General features: G+C 57.2%; 13 protein-coding genes. 10 read left to right on the top strand and 3 right to left on the bottom strand.

Going from position 1 to position 17,232, the window contains the following annotated elements; genetic code table 11:
• Window positions 1-181: 181 nt before the first annotated feature.
• The 3 genes from EYQ49_05140 to EYQ49_05130 all read left to right on the top strand — a co-directional run bounded on the left by EYQ49_05140 (window position 182) and on the right by EYQ49_05130 (window position 3,246).
• Window positions 182-754, top strand: coding sequence for a hypothetical protein (locus EYQ49_05140; protein HIG25262.1), 573 nt, complete (start codon window positions 182-184; stop codon window positions 752-754).
• 62 nt (window positions 755-816) lie between these two features.
• Window positions 817-2,394 (top strand): sigma-70 family RNA polymerase sigma factor, encoded by a 1,578-nt coding sequence (locus tag EYQ49_05135; GenBank protein ID HIG25261.1) that lies wholly within the window; start codon window positions 817-819, stop codon window positions 2,392-2,394.
• Between the two features lie 9 nt (window positions 2,395-2,403).
• Window positions 2,404-3,246 (top strand): hypothetical protein, encoded by an 843-nt coding sequence (locus EYQ49_05130; GenBank protein HIG25260.1) that lies wholly within the window; start codon window positions 2,404-2,406, stop codon window positions 3,244-3,246.
• 90 nt (window positions 3,247-3,336) lie between these two features.
• On the opposite strand, the gene EYQ49_05125 is transcribed toward EYQ49_05130, so the two are convergent.
• Window positions 3,337-4,578 (bottom strand): aspartate aminotransferase family protein, encoded by a 1,242-nt coding sequence (locus EYQ49_05125; GenBank protein ID HIG25259.1) that lies wholly within the window; start codon window positions 4,576-4,578, stop codon window positions 3,337-3,339.
• A 23-nt stretch (window positions 4,579-4,601) separates the two neighbouring features.
• On the opposite strand from EYQ49_05125, the gene EYQ49_05120 reads away from it, so the two are divergent.
• A complete protein-coding gene (locus EYQ49_05120; protein HIG25258.1) occupies window positions 4,602-5,840 on the top strand; it encodes a CapA family protein in 1,239 nt (412 codons plus the stop codon).
• On the opposite strand, the gene EYQ49_05115 is transcribed toward EYQ49_05120, so the two are convergent.
• Window positions 5,841-7,397 (bottom strand): sigma-70 family RNA polymerase sigma factor, encoded by a 1,557-nt coding sequence (locus tag EYQ49_05115; protein ID HIG25257.1) that lies wholly within the window; start codon window positions 7,395-7,397, stop codon window positions 5,841-5,843.
• Between the two features lie 167 nt (window positions 7,398-7,564).
• Complete coding sequence (locus EYQ49_05110) at window positions 7,565-8,560, bottom strand: hypothetical protein (GenBank protein ID HIG25256.1); 996 nt, start codon at window positions 8,558-8,560, stop codon at window positions 7,565-7,567.
• 57 nt (window positions 8,561-8,617) lie between these two features.
• Between EYQ49_05110 and EYQ49_05105 the strand changes: the two genes are divergently transcribed.
• The 6 genes from EYQ49_05105 (at window position 8,618) to EYQ49_05080 (ending at window position 17,229) form a co-directional block, all read left to right on the top strand.
• Window positions 8,618-10,348, top strand: a complete 1,731-nt coding sequence (locus EYQ49_05105; GenBank protein HIG25255.1) for a hypothetical protein — start codon at window positions 8,618-8,620, stop codon at window positions 10,346-10,348.
• A gap of 65 nt (window positions 10,349-10,413) precedes the next feature.
• Window positions 10,414-11,394, top strand: a complete 981-nt coding sequence (locus tag EYQ49_05100) for a ribose-phosphate diphosphokinase (GenBank protein HIG25254.1) — start codon at window positions 10,414-10,416, stop codon at window positions 11,392-11,394.
• 125 nt (window positions 11,395-11,519) lie between these two features.
• The gene (locus EYQ49_05095; protein ID HIG25253.1) at window positions 11,520-12,203 is read left to right on the top strand and encodes a 50S ribosomal protein L25; all 684 of its coding nucleotides are present in this window, start codon (window positions 11,520-11,522) and stop codon (window positions 12,201-12,203) included.
• Between the two features lie 39 nt (window positions 12,204-12,242).
• Window positions 12,243-12,854 carry an aminoacyl-tRNA hydrolase gene (locus EYQ49_05090; GenBank protein HIG25252.1) on the top strand — a complete coding sequence of 204 codons (612 nt, stop codon included), beginning with the start codon at window positions 12,243-12,245 and terminating at the stop codon, window positions 12,852-12,854.
• Entirely contained in the window at window positions 12,851-16,333 is a 3,483-nt protein-coding gene (gene mfd, locus EYQ49_05085) for a transcription-repair coupling factor (protein HIG25251.1), read from the top strand. The genes EYQ49_05090 and mfd overlap by 4 nt, the downstream gene beginning before the upstream one ends.
• Complete coding sequence (locus EYQ49_05080; GenBank protein HIG25250.1) at window positions 16,333-17,229, top strand: hypothetical protein; 897 nt, start codon at window positions 16,333-16,335, stop codon at window positions 17,227-17,229. The genes mfd and EYQ49_05080 overlap by 1 nt, the downstream gene beginning before the upstream one ends.
• Window positions 17,230-17,232 lie beyond the last annotated feature (3 nt).

The following is a 17,232-nucleotide window of genomic DNA, read 5'->3' as shown; positions in this document are numbered from 1 at the left end:
GGAAGAAGAAGTTCCAGCAGAGGAAGAAGAAGTTCCAGCAGAGGAAGAAGCTCCAGCAGAGGGGCCCGTTGGTGGCCTTCCCGGCCTCGGAGACTTGCTCTTACCTCCACCGTTTGAACCACTCTTGGAGTTGCCACCCTTTAACATTCCAGGCTTCCAGGACTGCGGACCGCTTCTTTTGATGCCCGAAGAAGTAACCCTGGTCGGCGACACCGTTGAAATTGATATCGACGGCGACGGGGTTACCGAATGGGCTGGGGTTTACTCAGACAACAACGTTGCTGCGCACTACCTGGCGGTAGGAAACTACTGGATAACCCTCGACGGGTATGGGCAAGCACTCTTCGCCACCGACTTCAACTTCGACGGCCAAGAAGAACTCTGGGTAAAGAAGCTCAGCTTTCTTAACAGCAACTACGACATCGTGGTCATGGGTAACTGCAACATAGAAAAAGCCCCCAAGTTGGACGGCGGCTCATTCCACACCGGCTTCACCTTCACCTTTGGCTACGACTCAGTGGCTTGTGAAGTAAGCGGAGGCATCCCGGTCATCGTCCAGTTCGAAGAGGTAGACAACTTCTTCGCTCCCAACACTTTCGAACGGACCATGTACCAACTCACCGGTGCTGGATTTGAACAGATCGGCATCACCACAGAGATTGGCAGCATGCCTTCGTTCACCTACAGCCCATTTGAGCGGGCAGTTGACGAAGATGTCGACTGCTTGCAAGTGTCCGCCCTGGTCATTTTCTAAATCCTTGGAGGGACCTCAACGGGCCGGGCATCAAACCAGATGCCCGGCCCAACTCGCTCTCCATGGGGGCAAAACATGTGCGCCGACGACTACCGTTCAACAAAATGGTTAACGATCAACAAATCGTGGCCGGCTTGTTGGCCGGAGATTCGTCGGCGCTCGCTGGTTTCTACGATCAGTACGCCGACCGGCTCCACGACTTTGCTCGCACTCGCCTTAACGACACTGATGAAGCGGCAGATGTGGTGCACGACACCGTTTTGTTGGTCCACCAACGCATCGGCCAACTCCGCGATCCTGACCGTTTCCGAGCCTGGGTTTACGCCATTGCGCGAAGTCAAATACAAAACCGTTACCGAGCCCGCAACCGACTGGTGCTCGACCCTGAAGCGGGCCTTGACGTTGAATCGGATGCTGCGATGAGTGGCCAACTCGAAAGCAACGACCTGCAGGCTTTACTGCACGAAGCAGCGGCCGGCCTAACCGACCGAGAACAAGAGGTGCTTGACCTCCACGCTCGCCACGGCCTCGAAGGAGAGGTATTAGCTGCTGCTCTGGGTGTATCAACCGCCAACGCCCACAAGTTGGTGCAACGGGTACGCCAAAGGGTAAGCCGCTCCATGGGGGCCCTGCTGGTGGCTCGCCACGGCCGCAAAGACTGTGCAGATCTACAAAAAATCCTTGCCCCATGGGACGGCACGTTCAGCCCGGTCTGGCGTAAACGGGTAGCCCGACACACCGACAAATGCGCTACCTGCAAGCGTCGCCGAGCGGCCATGATGGCTCCCGGCGGCATGGCCGCCGCCTTGCCTTTTGTGGCGGCACCGGTGGCCTTGCGGCAACGAGTGTTCGAGTCGGCGGCCCGCGGCGTACCCGTGGCCAACCCCCCAAGCGGGGGGTTTGCCGCTACCGGCCAATGGGTAACTCCAGTCACTGCAACTACTGGTTTCGGCCTTGGAGCGATCTTCGCTGTGGTGGTGGCCACTTTGGCTGTCGTGGTGGGGTCAGTGCTGTTGTCGGACCCTCGCTCGGCCCCCGCCCCGGTGTTGCTGGTGGCTCCGGACACCACCAGCACGACAAGCGTGCCTACCACTACCGTGCCACCTACCACCACGGTTGTGCCGGTTACCACTACCACCGTCATCCCTTTAGCCACCACCACCTCCGTTGCACCAACAACTACTTTGACGCCTACCACCACCGTGTCGCCAACTACCACCACCTCAACTACCACCACTACGACGACCACCACCACGGTGGCTCCAGATGCCATTGGTCCAACTATTGGTGCTTTGTCGTGGTCTGAACCTGAGATCTACGAAAGCGGCCCTTACTGCTCTTCGTGGCCACAACGGTCAATGTTTATCGCTGAGGTTTCTGACGCTTCAGGGGTGGCTTCGGTAAAGATTTCCTGGGAAACCGGAGGAGACCTTGTCGCTGCTGGTGGATCGCTGGAATTGGCGGAGTTGACTGGCGCCGGACAATGGAGCGGCCAAATGGGCCCCTTCGTTGAGTATTCGATAGTCACCGCAATGGCTTACAGGATGCCGGTAACCGTCACCGCTACCGACGGGGAAGGCAACACCTCAACTGCAGAAACTCACCTCACGGTCAACTCTGCGTACAACTGTGTGCCCTAAGATCACCGCATGCTTGAACTAAAGACTTTGGAGCGAACCGCTTCCCTTGATGAAGTATTTGCCCATATGGATAACGACGGTGGGGTCATTGTCAAAAACCTCATCCCCGAAGAGGCCCGCCAGCAAATCATGGAAGACTTAGCGGCGGGTTTTTCTGATACCAAACCGGGCACCAAAAGCGAACTGGAACTTTGGGAAGTTTTTCACGGCGCCAACACGGTGCGCTTTTGTGGCTTGTCGGCCCGTAGTCGTGCTTTTGTAGAACACGCTTTGTTGAACCCGGTGCTTAATGCGGTGGCCGACCACTATTTGTTAGAAAACGGTGCGGATTACTGGTTGAACACCGGCCAAGTTATGGCGGTAGGCCCCGGGGAGAAAGCCCAGTATCTGCACCGGGATGAAGCCAACTGGCCCGAAGCGGTGCAACAGGGAAAAGAAATAACCGTGAGTTGCATGTTTGCTTTGTCGGATTTTACGAAAGAAAACGGCGCCACGGTGGTGGTGCCAGGGACTCAAGGTTTGCCGCCTGAGGTGATTCGGGGCTGGGAAGCCACCGAAGAAGAAGTGGCTTACGCTGCTATGCCCGCTGGTAGCGGAATGTTGTATTCGGGGCGAGTTATTCACGGCGCAGGAGCCAACGAAACCGAAGGTTGGCGCTACGGTATGCACGTAAGTTTTGTGGTGGGTTGGTTGCGGCCTGAAGAAGCAAGCCCGTTGGTGGTTACGCAAGAGCGAGCCGCCACTTTGCCGCCTCGTGCTCGACAGTTGTTGGGGTGGGGTTCGTACCATTCCAAAGAAGGCGGCCGCACATGGCTGGTCGACTTCGAAGACGCCGACCGCCTCTTCACCTAACCTCAACCTCGTAATCCGGGTTAACCCAGCACCTTAAACACCGAACCTGGGGTCTGATCCCAGGTTCGTTTTGGGCATGTTTGTAGGTGGTTATTCGGGGGAGGCGTAGTCGGTGGGGGTGGCTTCGGGGCTGTCTGGGGCTTGGTTGGTGGCCCAGCGCAAATCTTCAAGAAACTCCTCGACGACCGCTTGGTTTCCGGCGCTTACCGTGAGATGTAGCGAATCAGGTGGGCCCTGACTATCGATGTGCCACCCACGATCACCAAGCAGCGCACCCACCGAAAGAACGTTCAACCCATCACCCGTTATTGCGAGAAGATGATGGGTGGAGTTACCCAGCAAAGCGATGCCTTCAATGGCATGCACCGCCTCGCGAATCTGATCGGCGGTTTCCAGCGTGGAACGCACCAGTCGCCGGTAGCCCTCCTCGCCTAGAAAAGACATCACCGCCCATGCCGCAGCCATCGGAAGACCCGACCGAGTGCCCTGCAAGTTGGGAGTCCCGTAGCGGCCACCCAACCAGTCATCAAACATAAAAACCTGGTAACGCCGGAGCTCTTTGTTGGCGTGCAGCAAAATGGACACCCCTTTTGGGGCGTAACCCAATTTGTGAATATCCGCTGAAATCGAGGTCACCCCCGGCACCCGAAAATCCCAAAGAGGTGACGGCCAGCCTTCCTTCTCGGCGAAAGGCAACACAAAGCCACCCATACAAGCATCAACATGGCAGTTGGCGTCAACGGTGGCCGCCAAAGCTGCTATCTCAGCCACCGGGTCAACCACCCCTTGCGGGTATTGCGGAGCCGAAGCCACTACCAAAGCAGTGTTCGGCCCAACATGAGCAGCCATGGCCACGGGGTCGGCAGTCCAGTCAGCAGCAACCGGGGTGTTGCGAACTTTCAACCCAAAAAGGTGGGCAGCCTTATGAAAAGCAGCATGAGCGCTCTCGGCCAAAACGATTTCAGGTTCAGTAATACCTCGCTCAATCCGGGCACGTTCCCGAGCCGCTTTGACAGCCATCAAAATGCTTTCGGTACCCCCACTGGTTACGAAACCTGCGGCCTCAGGGCCGTTGAGCATGCTGGCTGTCCACTGACAGAGATCAGCTTGCAGCCCGGCCAGCGAAGGAAAGGCCGCCGGGTTCAGCGCATTGTCGTGCAAAAATAATCGAGCAGCTTGATCGGCGACTTCTCTTACCTCAGGGCCTCCATCGAAAACCAACCCGAAGGTGCGGCCTTGTTGCCACTGCACATCGTTGCGTTTGCTGGCTTCCAAAGCAGTCAGAACTTGTTCAGCGGGTAGGCCATGAAGAGGTATGCGAGGTTCGGTCATGGCCGAAGCCTAGGTTCAAGATCATGCATGGGAAAAATCGGCTCACTATTTGGATGGCCTTGATGGTGCTTGCCGTGTCTTGTGGGTCAACGCCGGTGGTGCTTCCGGCCAGCACTACTTCTCCTGAAACCACGACCACTACGACTACCACCACGACCACCACGTCAACCACCACGACCTCTACCACCACCACCACCACGACGACTACCACTACCACCTTGCCGCCGCCCCGCGAAGCCACCTTGCTCTTTACCGGCGACATTATTCCCCACTCTCCGGTAGTGCGGGCGGCCGCAATTGCTGCCGAAGGCACCGACCGGGCCCACGACTTTCGTCCGCTTTTTGCTGAGGTAACCGAGCGCATTGCCGCCGCAGATCTCGCCATCTGTCACCTCGAGACGCCGCTGACTAAAGACCTCAACGACCTGTCGGGTTACCCCCGTTTCAACGCACCGGTTTCGCTGGCCGATGACCTGGTGGACATCGGCTACGACGCTTGTTCCACAGCATCAAACCATGTGCTGGACCAATGGCTAAGCGGGGCAGAAACCACCGCCCAAGCCTTCATAGATGCCGGTCTTGGCCAAACCGGTATCTCGGTAACCGAACGAGACGCCTACTCGCCGGTCACCTATGACGCCAACGGTATTTCCGTGGGTCACGTTTCGGCATCCTTTGGGTTTAATGGCATGCCGGTACCGGCAGACACTCCGTGGTTGGTGCTGGATCTCGAGGTCGACGCATTGCTGGCCGCCGCCCGTCGAACCCGGGCCGTTGGTGCAGAGTTTGTGGTGCTTAGTTTGCATTGGGGCATCGAGTACCGCACCGCACCGACTGAAACCCAACGCCAGTTGGCCGAGACATTACTGAGCGACCCTGATGTTGACTTGATCATTGGCCACCACGCTCATGTGGTGCAGTCGGTAGGCATGGTCGGCGACGAGTACGTGGTGTACGGCTTAGGAAATTTCTTATCTAACCAGTCGGCCTCGTGCTGCGCCGTGGGTACCCAAGACGGGGTCATGGTTGTTGTGAATTTGTTAGAAACCGCAGACGGAGTTAGGGCACAAGAAGTGGCGGTGACCCCCACGCGGGTTGCTCGCAGCGATGGGTACCGCATCCGAGAAGTGGGGGCCTCGCTTAGCGAAAACCCTGACTCAACAGAATTGCAAAACTCGTGGGCCCGCACGATGGAACGGCTCAACGCAGAAGACCTTGGCTGGGGAGCTCCGGTGGCAACTTGTGGCGCCTTGACCTGTTAGTTAGCAGATGTGTGCGGTGCCACTAACCCATTCGCTGGTGCGGCCTTCGTCGTCGATATAGCGAACCCCGACCGTGTAGAGATGCCCGCAGGCCAAGTTATGAAAGCCGTGGGTTAGTTGTGGAGGGGTTTGCACTGCGGTGATTACCCAGGGGCCTCCGTCGTCTTGGATCCCTACTTCGTACCCGCCGGGAGGAAGCGGTGTGGGGGGAGCCCAAGCGATCCAGATGGCTTGACCTCCTGGGTCTATGCTGAAATTGTTGGGTGTTGGCACTGGCGGCAACGTGGTTGTGGTGGTGGTCGTAGTGGTTGTGGTGGTGGTTTCTGGTGGCGCTTCGGTGGTGGGGGGCACAGTGGGTTCTGGCACCACAGTGGTTTCGGTGGCGGGAGGAACGGTCGTTTCGGTAGGCACCACGGTGGTGGTTGGGGGAGTCATCACGGTTGTTGTCGGGGCTACAGAGGTCGTCGGGGCAGGGACAACCTGGGTGATGATCTCTTGACCGCCGCCGTTTGATTTCAGCGTCGAGGAACTATCCAATATGGCTTGGTTCTCGCTGCCTTGGGTTACCGTCACCCCGGCCAAGATGAGCCCGCCGACGACCACCACAGAAAGCCCAAAGCGGCGTACGTTGCGAAAGCGGCTGGCCATGTTGTTTGTGTCGTGAGTTGAAGATGCCTCACCGGGCGTGTCTGCGTTGTTGGTTTGCTCAACGGCATACCAGTCTTCCAACGGCTCGGGAAAACCATCTTCGCCCCAGTTGTATTCGCTGGCGTGGGCGGTTTCGACCCAGGAACCAGCAGATTCCAAAATGGCTTGGCGTAGACCCAAGGGGGCAGCTAACACGGGGGCAACTCCGTAGAGAGCCAAGGGAGAAACCAGCTTGCGGCGTCGCTGATCGCAGTCGTCGCATTGGGTGAGGTGGCGACTGACTCGTTTGCGTACCGGAATAGAGAAGGTGCCGTCCCAGTCGCTTAACAGGCGTTCAAGGTCGTCGCACATGTTGCGGGCTTGGCGGGCCACCAACAAAGCACCTAAAGATTTTTCTACCCGCTCGCGCATGCGTTTGACCAGTACGTAACTGTGGTCAACGGAAACCCCTACGGCATCGGCCAGTTCGGCGCCTTCGAGGCCGGACCGTACGTTGAGTTCAAGCAGTAAACGGTCACGTTCGTCGAGACCAACGGCGGCTTCCCACACTAAGCCTTGCAACTCGGCGGTTTCTAAAGTGGCTTCCACGGCGTCAGCGTCGGTAGCGGTTTCTAGTATCGCTTCGTCGTCTACCGGCCGAGTGCGTGAGGTGTCCCTGAAGCCTTTCATGACTTCGTTCCGGGCGATAGCAAAGAGCCAAGATTTGAGGCGGGTGGGGTCGCGGAGTTGGCCGATGCGTTCAAAGGCCAGCAAAAAGGTTTGTTGGGTGGCGTCGGCTGCTTGGTCAGCGTTGCGGCAAACCCCGTGACAGAAGTTGTGTAGGTGGTCGCCGTAGCGGTCGTAAATACCGGCCAGGGCTTGTGCATCGCCGCCGGCCAGGGCGACGGCCAGTTCGGCGTCAGTGGACATAGGCCCAAATGATGGCACATGACCGGTCACCAAAGCGAAGAGGCCACCCAAGTGGCAAGCAAATGAAGCAAAAACATGAGTGGTCTCCTTTGGTTGGGCCCAACCTGGTGGCTGGTGCTGTTAAGGAGATGACCTGCGGACGGTTTTCTAACACTCTCGCAAAATCTTTATCGAGCAGCGTCTAGTACTTGGCTGGGGGTCGCCCAGCGAGCGGTGCCGTTGTCCACTAGGTGGCTTACTGAAGAAACAAGTGCAGTGGTAAAACCCTCTGGAGGGGCAGTTCCGATGCTCCAACTTGTTGAAAAAACACAGCACGGGTCACCGATTGCCGATTCAAGAGTGGCGTACTCCTCGGCGAGGCGAGCAAACTCTGTGATGTCGTCAGCGTCGGCTTGGCATTGGCCGCTTTCGGTGAGTTCCCTTTCGGCGAGACAAGGGAGTGAAGCTCCGGATTCGCCGATGACGATAAGTAGCTGTCCGGCTGGATCGGGGGTTACCCAAGATTGTGTTTGGCTGGTGAACCAAGGGGTTGCCCGGGTGACGAGGTCAAAGGGAGGCCGCCCGTGACATGCGCTGGGGTTGGGGCAGGCGTTGGGGTCGAAGCCGGGCGGTTGAAGGCTTGGGTCAAGAGCAGTGAGGCAGTACTCCACGGCGCCAGTGGTTAAGGAAAACCCGGCGGCTATGGCTGCTTCTACAAATGGGCCGCGGCTGCAGATGCCGGAAACGAGTACCGGATCAGATCCTAAAGAGGAGACTTGACGATATTTGGCGGTGAGTTGTTCGGTGAGGGTGGCGAGGTTGGGGGTGCCGCGTCCGCCAACGTCGGCGTGGACTTCCACGGAGTGGCCTAAGGACAATAGTTCGCTGACTACGGGTGGGGCGCCGGGGGACAGAGCAAAGGTAGAGGAGAGTTCAAAAGAAAAAATAGCCTGTTGGTCTGCAGCGTGGTGAGCCGTATCCAAAATAAGGTCGGCGTGGTGGTTAAATTTTGCGGGGTATTCGTTTTCATCTTCCCAGCCTTCAACGTGGATGGAAATCAGTAACAAGAGCGGTTGATCTGTTGAGATGGCCGTTGTGGTGGTCGGTGATGAAAGCGTGGTGGATGAAGCGCAGGCCACGGAGAAGACTAGGCAAGTCAAGAAGGCAGCAGGAAAGAATCTCACGAGAGTATTTTAGGGGCGCCGAGCGCAGGAAGCGGGTGCCCGCTAGGTTGGTTCGGCATGTGGGGTAAACGGACCCTTGGGACCTTGACCGTGGTGTTGGCAGTGCTTGCTGCTGGTCTGGTGGCGTCGGCTGCCCCGGGTGATTTAGATACATCGTTTTCTGCCGATGGGGTGGTGACCACCAGCGTGGAAAGCGGTGGCTTGGGTCAATCCGTGGCGGTGCAGTCAGACGGCAAGGTTGTGGTGGCGGGTTACGCCTTGGTGGGCGGCAACTATGACGTAGCGGTGGTGCGTTACACCAGTTCCGGCGCACTAGACAGCACCTTCGGCACCGGAGGAATAGTCACAGTTGACGTTGGTTCAAAGACCGATAAAGGCTATGGAGTGGCGATTCAATCCGACGGAAAAATTGTGGTAGTCGGAGAGAGCGCTACAGATCCTATGGGATTCAGTTACGATTTTTTGGCGATCCGCTTGTCAAGTTCAGGATCTTTGGATTCGACTTTTGGCACAGCAGGTATTGCAACGATCGCTCTTGGGCCGAGTAGCGATTACGCCCGCTCGGTTGTAATTGACTCTTCCGGCCGAGCAGTGATTGGGGGGTATGCCTCAAATGGTGTGGATTGGGATTTTGGAATAGCGCGGTTAACTACTTCGGGAGGTCTCGATTCTGCGTTTAATGGAGGAACGGTCCTGGTTCCGTTCGGAAGTAACGACTATGCCTATGGCATGGTGTTGGCTTCGGATGGTGACGTTATTTTGGCCGGTACCAGCGGTGGCGATTTCGCAGTGGCTCGGCTCACCAGCAGCGGGGTATTAGACACCGCGTTTAGCGGCGACGGCCGAGCAACTGTTGATGTGGGAGCCGGTGACGATACGGCAAGAGCCGCCGCACTGGCCACCGACGGAGACATCATTTTGGCGGGGTTTAGCGGGGGAGACGTCGCAGTGGTTCGTCTCACCTCCGGTGGCTCGCTTGATGCCACTTTTGCTGGCAGCGGAGCCACCACCTTTGCCGTGGGCGCCGGTAACGATGCGGCCTACGCTGTTACTGTCACCGCTCGAGGCCACCTGGTGGTCGCCGGTTCAGCGCACAACGGCACCGACGAAGATGTAGCCGTTTTACGATTAACTTCCGCCGGCCTTCTCGACACCAGTTTCAGCGGCGACGGCAAACTCACCCACGGGGTAAGCGGCAACGATGTGGCGTACGGGGTGGATGCCACCTCTAGCGGGCGCATAATCATCGGCGGCGATAGCGCTACCCGGTTTTTAGCGATGGCTTTTGAAGGGGCAACGATTCCTGATGCCCCCACCGGCTTGGCCGCGACCACCGGCGATCAACAAGTCGCCTTGTCGTGGTCGGCGCCTGTTGATGATGGGGGTGCGTCGGTTTCTGGTTATGACGTGGAGGTTTCGAGTGATGCGGGGGCGAGTTGGGCGACGGCGTTAGCGGGGCATGGGTCGGTTTCGGCCACCGTGACGGGGTTGACTAATGGGGTGGAGTATGTGTTTCGGGTGGCTGCGGTGAATGCGGCGGGCACCGGCAGCACGTCGGCTACCGCCGCCGCCACCCCATACACCGCCCCGCCCACCACGACCACCACCACTACGGTGCCGACTGCTTCAACCACCACTCTGACCGATCAACCAACCACCACTACGGTGCCGACTGCTTCAACCACCACTCTGACCGATCAACCAACCACCACCCAGCCGGAAGAAGAAAACGAAGAATATGAGCCTCAAGACGGAGGAATTGCCCCAAACCCGGTTTGGATCGGTTGATTAGCGACTTGGGCATCTATGATCAGAAGGCATCCCGACTCCTCAGACAAAAGGCTCAACACTCAATGGAACAGATCACCCAAAAGAAGCTTTACTTAGTTTCCGGCCGAGTTAGCGAACCGCTAGCTCACGAAGTAGCCGACCTGATGGGTGAAGAGCTTGGCGAACCCAACCTGGCCGAGTTTTCCAACGGAGAAATTCATTGCAAGTTTTCTGAATCCATCCGAGGCAGCGACGTCTTTATATTGCAAACCCATTGCCAGACCGAAGAAATTTCCATAAATGATGCGTTGATGGAACAACTCATCATGGTCGACGCCGCCAAGCGCGCCTCGGCCAAACGCATCACCGTGGTTTGCCCCCACTATGGCTATGCCCGCCAAGACCGTAAATCATCGGGCCGTGAACCAATCACCGCCAAACTCGTCGCCAACCTTTTCAAAGGCGCCGGGGCGAGCCGCCTTATTGGCGTCGACCTCCACTCCGGTCAAATCCAAGGGTTTTTTGATGGCCCGGTAGACCACCTCACCGCCATGCCAGTACTAGTAGAACGGCTCAAAAGTCTAGAAGGCGACCTGGCTATTGTTTCGCCCGATGCCGGTCGAGTAAAAGTAGCCGAACGGTATTCCATACAGTTGGGGGCCGATTTGGCCATCGTGCACAAACGCCGCAGCCACACCGCATTCAACACCGTGGAAGCCAAAGAAGTAGTCGGCGACGTGAACGGCAAAGTGTGTGTCATCGTTGATGACATGATCGATACCGCAGGCACCATTTGCGCCGCCGCCGAACAATTAAAAGAAAAAGGCGCAAAAACTGTGTGGACAGCCACCACCCACGGGTTGTTCTCTGGCCCGGCTATGGAACGCCTCAACGCTTCGCCCATCGAAAAAGTGTTGGTTACCAATACTTTGCCTCTACCAGAGGGCTACAACGCCGACCTCATTGAGGTGCTCTCCATCGCTCCTTTGCTAGCTCGAACCCTGCAAGCGGTCTTCCAAGACACCTCAGTAAGCGAAATATTTGGCGGCGACCACCTTTCCTAAGCCCCAAGAGGGCCGAAACCGGTAAAGCGACCGCTAGTATTCACAGTCGGTTCACCACTTAAAAAGAACCTTCAGAACTGTTCATGGCAACCTGGCCGTGAACGTAATGCGTAGAAAGATTCCTCATGGACGAGATCGTGCTCACCGCGGCCACTGGCCGTACAACTGGTTCCCGCTCTACCCGTCGTTTGCGCGGCGAAGGCTTGGTTCCTGCCGTCCTTTACGGCCTTGACCAAGACCCGGTCTCCGTTTCTGTTATTTGGCCTGAACTCCGTCAAGTGTTGACCACCGAAGCAGGGGTAAACGTGGTGCTTCAACTTGAAGTGGAAGGCGAACGCCACATGAGCATCATCAAAGACATTCAACGTCACCCAGTACGTCGCGACGTTGTCCACGTTGACTTCTTGCGCATCGACCCCAACAAGAAGGTCACGGTAGATGTAAGCATCATCATGACTGGAGAAGCGTTAGAAGTTACGCAAGGCAACGGCATGGTTGATCAAAACCTGTTCTCGCTTACCGTTGATGCCGCGCCAACCTCTATTCCCAACGAATTAGTGGTAGATATTTCTGCCCTGACCATCGGCGACTCGATTCGGGTAGCCGACATTGCGCTCCCTGCTGGGGTAACCACCGATGTTGATCCTGAAGAAACCGTGGCCGTGGGTATGATCACTCGCTCTACGTTGGAAGCCATGGCTGCTGAAGAAGCAGCTGAAGCGGCCGACGCAGCTGAAGGCGAAGAAGGGGCTGTGGCCAGTGGAGATGACGCAGACGCTGAAGGTTCGGCAGACGCCTCCGACGAGTAATCGTCGGGTGGCCCACCGAGTTACTGATTGAGCGCCATCATGTTTGGGCGGTCCACGAAAAAAAAGTCAGGTGAGTCAGCGGCCTTGCTGGTAATCGGCTTAGGGAATCCTGGCGAAAAATATGCCGGCACCCGCCATAACGTGGGCGCTGAAGTTGTCGCTGAACTGGCCCGCCGTCAAAGTGCGGCCTTGAAGCCCAGCAAGGAACAAGCACTGGTAGCAGAGATTCGGATAAACCAGCAACGGGTAGCGCTGGCTTTTCCTCAGACTTTCATGAATGAATCTGGCCAAGCGGTCCAAAAGTTGGTGCGCCGCCACGGCATTGAAGAACCGCAGAAAATCGTCGTAATCCACGATGAACTTGACCTCCCGGTGGGCAGTCTCAAAGTAAAATCCGGTGGTGGTTTAGCGGGCCACAATGGGTTGAAGTCAATCACGGCACATTTGCACACCCAAGATTATTTAAGGGTGCGCATTGGCATCGGACGCCCTCCGGGCCGGCAATCGGCGGCCGACCATGTTTTGCGCCGTCCTGGCAAAGCCGAGGGTCAAGAACTGGCCACAGTAATTTTAGAAGCCGCAGATGCGGTGGAACTCATTTTGGACCAAGGCGTTGAAGCCGCTATGGGCCAAATAAATACTCGTTCGTGATCCTTCGTTCGCTTCCTGAACTGCTGGTTGAAGAGCCGGCCTTAATTGAGGTCTTGGGGCGCCGCCACGCATCGTTAGCGGTACCGGAACCGGCACGAGCCATTGTGTTGGCCGCTTTGGCCCAGCAATCTGAACGTCGACCTCTGGTGGTGGCGGTACCCACCGGTACCGAAGCCGACCGGCTAGCTAACGACCTGTCGGCCTTTTTAGGGGTTGATGAGGTGGTGTCGTTTCCGGCTTGGGAAACTTTGCCCTTTGAACGAGTAAGCCCCGGCGTAGAAACTATGGGCCGCCGGTTGCAAGTGCTGCATCGGCTAATGGATCCAGCGACCAGGCCGCAGGTGGTAGTCGCTTCGGGCCGTGCTTTGGTACAGCGTTTGGGCCCTGGAGCGGGCCGTATTGCCCCACTACGTTTGGGCCCTGGCGATGTGGTTGATCAAAGCGCTTTGGTAGCCGATTTGGTGGCCATGGGGTACCGGCGTGAGTACCAAGTTGAGCATCGAGGCGAGATAGCGGTCCGGGGGTCTATTGTCGATATTTGGCCTTCTACCGCAGATGTTCCGGTGCGTATTGATTTGTGGGGAGACGAGATTGATCGCCTGACCGAGTTTGGGGTGGCTGACCAACGGGCCACGATTAGCCGGGCCGAAGTTGAGGTGCTTCCTTGTCGGGAACTTATTCCAGGCGAGCAGGTGCGGGCCCGGGCCGAAGAGTTGGTGGCAGAACAACCTTGGGGGCGTGAGCAGTGGGATCGCCTCGCCGAAGGCGAACTGTTTGATGGCATGGAGTCATGGTTGCCGTGGCTCTCCGGCGAAGAAAGGGTGCTCTTCGATTTCGTTGATGACGACGCTCTGGTAGTAGTGGTAGAGCCTCGCCGGTTACGTGACCGCATTGTGGACCTGCAAGCCGAAGAAGCAGATTTAGCCAGCACCTTGGCCGCTACGTGGGGGGCGGGCGACACCGAGTTTCCTCGTTTGCATACTGATTGGGAACGTTTGTTGGTGCACACCGAGGCCCCGCTGTGGACCATGGATGCGGTGCCCGATAGCCCGCAGGTGGCCACGGTGGTGGCTTCAGGGTGGAGTCGCACCGCTATACAAGACGACACTATCCCTCGCCGTTTAGCGCATTTGTTGGCCGAGGGGTACCGGGTGCTGGTGGTGGCCGACGGGGCAGGCACCGCCGACCGTTTAGCCGAACGCTTAACCGCAGACGGTTTGGCGTTAACTCCTGTGCAAGAGGGTGAAGCGCTGGTCAGCGGCGGCCACATCGTGGTGGGTGAATTGGAACGGGGCTTTGTTTTAGAGGCCTCTCGTTTGGCGGTTATTACCGAAGCGGAAGCCACCGGTCGCCGCCGTACACACCGGCGGACTCGTCCTCGTCGCAAAGCAGCGGTCCGCGTTTTTGAAGATCTTTCCCCCGGCGATCATGTGGTGCACGAACACCATGGGGTAGCTCAATTCACTGGTTTGGTGACCCGCACATTGGGCGGGATAGAACGCGATTATTTGCTTTTGGAGTATCGAGGCGACGACCGTCTTTATCTACCGACCGATCAGATCGATGCTATTCGGCCTTACTCAGGCGGTGACACCCCTCGGTTGAGCCGCATGGGGGGTAGCGATTGGGAAAAAGCTCGCGCCAAGGTGCGTTCTGCTGTTTCGGAAATCGCCCAAGAACTGGTTTTGCTTTACCAAAAAAGGGTGACCGCTAAAGGACGGGCCTTTGGGCCGGACACCCCGTGGCAACGTGAGCTTGAACAATCGTTTCCTTTTCAAGAAACACCGGACCAACTTACCGCTATTGAAAGCGTGAAAGAAGACATGGAGCGCCCGATCCCTATGGATCGTTTGGTGTGCGGCGATGTAGGTTTCGGCAAGACAGAGATAGCGGTTCGGGCGGTCTTTAAAGCGGTACAAGATGGCTGCCAGGCGGCGATTCTGGTGCCCACCACGTTGTTGGCGCAACAGCACGGCCAAACTTTTGCTGACCGGTTTGCTCCGTACCCGGTGCGGGTGGAGGTCTTGAGTCGTTTTCTTTCTGCCGCAGAGGCCCGCAAGGTGGTGGCCGGTCTGGCTGATGGTACGGTTGATGTGGTTATCGGTACTCACCGCTTGCTGTCTAAGGGTGTTGCTTTTGATCGTTTGGGTTTGTTGGTGATTGATGAAGAGCAACGTTTTGGGGTGAGTCATAAAGAAGCCATCAAACAGTGGCGAACCGATGTAGATGTGTTGACCCTGACCGCTACTCCGATTCCCCGCACGTTAGAAATGTCGCTAACCGGTATTCGAGATTTGAGTTTGTTGAACACGCCGCCCGCTGACCGGCAGCCCATTTTGACTTTTGTGGGCGAATACGACGAACGGGCGGCCACGGAAGCTATTCGCCGAGAGTTGCTGCGGGAGGGCCAAGTATTTTTTGTGCATAACCGGGTGGCTGACATTGACCAGATAGCAGGCGGTTTGCAAGAGTTGGTGCCGGAGGCTCGTATTGCGGTGGCTCACGGGCAAATGGATGAGCTGGCGTTAGAGAACGTGGTTTTGGACTTTTGGGAAGGGGCCTACGACGTGCTGGTGTGTACCACCATTATTGAGTCGGGGATTGACATGCCGACGGTCAACACTTTGGTGGTGGATCGTGCCGACCTTTTAGGGTTGGGGCAACTGCACCAGTTACGGGGTCGAGTAGGCCGTGCTGGTCAGCGGGCCTACGCCTATTTGTTTACGCCGCCAGATCGGGTGCTTTCTGAAGAGGCTTACGAGCGTTTGCGCACTATTGGTGAAACCACCGAGTTGGGTTCGGGCTTTCGTATTGCCATGCGCGACCTAGAAATTCGAGGAGCCGGCAACTTGTTGGGTACCGGGCAGAGTGGACATATTGCTGCTGTTGGGTACGACCTTTATTGCCAGATGGTTACCGAAGCGGTTGCGGAACTGGCCGGGGAGGTTCCTGAAGAGGTGGTGGAGATTCGAGTGGAGATTCCCGTTGATGCACATTTGCCTAAAGATTATGTGTCCCGCAGCGACCTTCGTTTGGAGGCTTACCGTCGTTTGGTGGCCGCTGGTGCACACCCTGAGGTAGCTAAGGTCGACGAAGTGCAAGCCGAATGGGAGGACCGCTACGGCCCGGTACCGCCCCCGGCGGAAGCGTTGTTAGCGGTTGGTCGGTTGCGGTCTCAATGTGTGGCTCGTGGTATTACCGAACTCACGGTGGTCAAGGTGCCGGGAGGGGCCGGGTTGGGTGGCCCGGCGTTTATGGCGCGCTGTTCGCCGATTGTTTTGCCTTTGAGCAAACAGGCTCGTCTTACGCGGTTGCATAAAGAAGCAGTTTATAAAGCCGGTCCGCAGGTTCTGCACCTTCCGTTGGCTCGGGTGGCGCCTGGTGCGGCTCCGGCGACTTTGGCGCTTTCGGTATCGGCGTTGCTTGACGATTTGGTGCCGGTGCTTGAATCGGGCACGGAAGCCGTAGCCTCTGAATAATGAGCAACTTTCGTCGTATTTTTATTCTTTTTCTGCTTCCTTTGATGGGTCTGGCCGCTTGCGGGTCGTCGTCGCCGGTGGATCCTCCGGCGGTGGAAGTAGGCCGTTCGTCGTTGAGCCGAGCAGAGTTAACTGCTTGGGTTGTTGAACGCACGGAGAGCGAAGCATCGGATGTTTCGTTGCCGGCCAATGCGGTGGTTGACGTGGTGCAGCAGTACATAGGTTTTGAATCGTTGATCGATTTGTTGACTGATTTTGGTGTGGTGCCCACCGAGGGCGAACTGGCCGATGCCACCATGGAGTTGCTGGCGGCGGGCATTCCGGATGCCTCTTTATCTATGGAACGCCTGACGGTGTGGCAGGCCACGTTGAATATTGCTAACGCGGCCGGCCCGGGTATTGAAGCGGCCTACGACGCTCACGCTGAGTTGTTGGCTCACGAACTTTGCACAAGCCATATTTTGCTTAATGGGCAAGATGAAGCTAATGAGATCATGGGCTTGTTGTCCGATGGGGCTGATTTTGCTGCGCTGGCGCAAGAACGTTCGCAGGACCCGGGTTCGGGTGCTCAGGGTGGTTCTTTAGGCTGTGTACCTACCGGTGCTTTTGTGGCTGAGTTTGAGCGAGCAGTTTTAGGGGCATTGGCGCAAGGAGGCGTGGTGCCTGGTGAAACCTTGGTGGGCCCGGTGCCCAGCCAGTTTGGCTTTCACGTTATTCGTATCGATGAGATCAAAGCCGGGGCGGTTCCGGTTTTTGCTGAGGCTGGGCCACAGGCGTTGCCTCAGTTGGTGAGCATGGCCACCATGACACGTGAAATTAGTGTTGATCCGCGTTACGGGATCTGGGACCCAATTTTGGGTCAGGTTTCTCCTCCTGATGGTCCGATAGAAAACTAGTTT

It is taken from the genome of Acidimicrobiia bacterium, from assembly GCA_012959995.1.
Classification (GTDB): domain Bacteria; phylum Actinomycetota; class Acidimicrobiia; order Acidimicrobiales; family MedAcidi-G1; genus MedAcidi-G2B.
This window is presented reverse-complemented; position numbering and strand designations above follow the sequence as displayed.

Bases quoted from the DNA above. Each gene is read 5' to 3' on its own strand.
- EYQ49_05095 (HIG25253.1), top strand. From the start codon at position 11,520: ATGGACGAGATCGTGCTCACCGCGGCCACTGGCCGTACAACTGGTTCC.
- EYQ49_05125 (HIG25259.1), bottom strand. From the start codon at position 4,578: ATGACCGAACCTCGCATACCTCTTCATGGCCTACCCGCTGAACAAGTT.
- EYQ49_05115 (HIG25257.1), bottom strand. From the start codon at position 7,397: ATGTCCACTGACGCCGAACTGGCCGTCGCCCTGGCCGGCGGCGATGCA.
- EYQ49_05135 (HIG25261.1), top strand. From the start codon at position 817: ATGGGGGCAAAACATGTGCGCCGACGACTACCGTTCAACAAAATGGTT.
- EYQ49_05100 (HIG25254.1), top strand. From the start codon at position 10,414: ATGGAACAGATCACCCAAAAGAAGCTTTACTTAGTTTCCGGCCGAGTT.
- EYQ49_05130 (HIG25260.1), top strand. From the start codon at position 2,404: ATGCTTGAACTAAAGACTTTGGAGCGAACCGCTTCCCTTGATGAAGTA.
- EYQ49_05090 (HIG25252.1), top strand. From the start codon at position 12,243: ATGTTTGGGCGGTCCACGAAAAAAAAGTCAGGTGAGTCAGCGGCCTTG.
- EYQ49_05105 (HIG25255.1), top strand. From the start codon at position 8,618: ATGTGGGGTAAACGGACCCTTGGGACCTTGACCGTGGTGTTGGCAGTG.
- EYQ49_05120 (HIG25258.1), top strand. From the start codon at position 4,602: ATGCATGGGAAAAATCGGCTCACTATTTGGATGGCCTTGATGGTGCTT.
- EYQ49_05140 (HIG25262.1), top strand. From the start codon at position 182: ATGCCCGAAGAAGTAACCCTGGTCGGCGACACCGTTGAAATTGATATC.
- EYQ49_05080 (HIG25250.1), top strand. From the start codon at position 16,333: ATGAGCAACTTTCGTCGTATTTTTATTCTTTTTCTGCTTCCTTTGATG.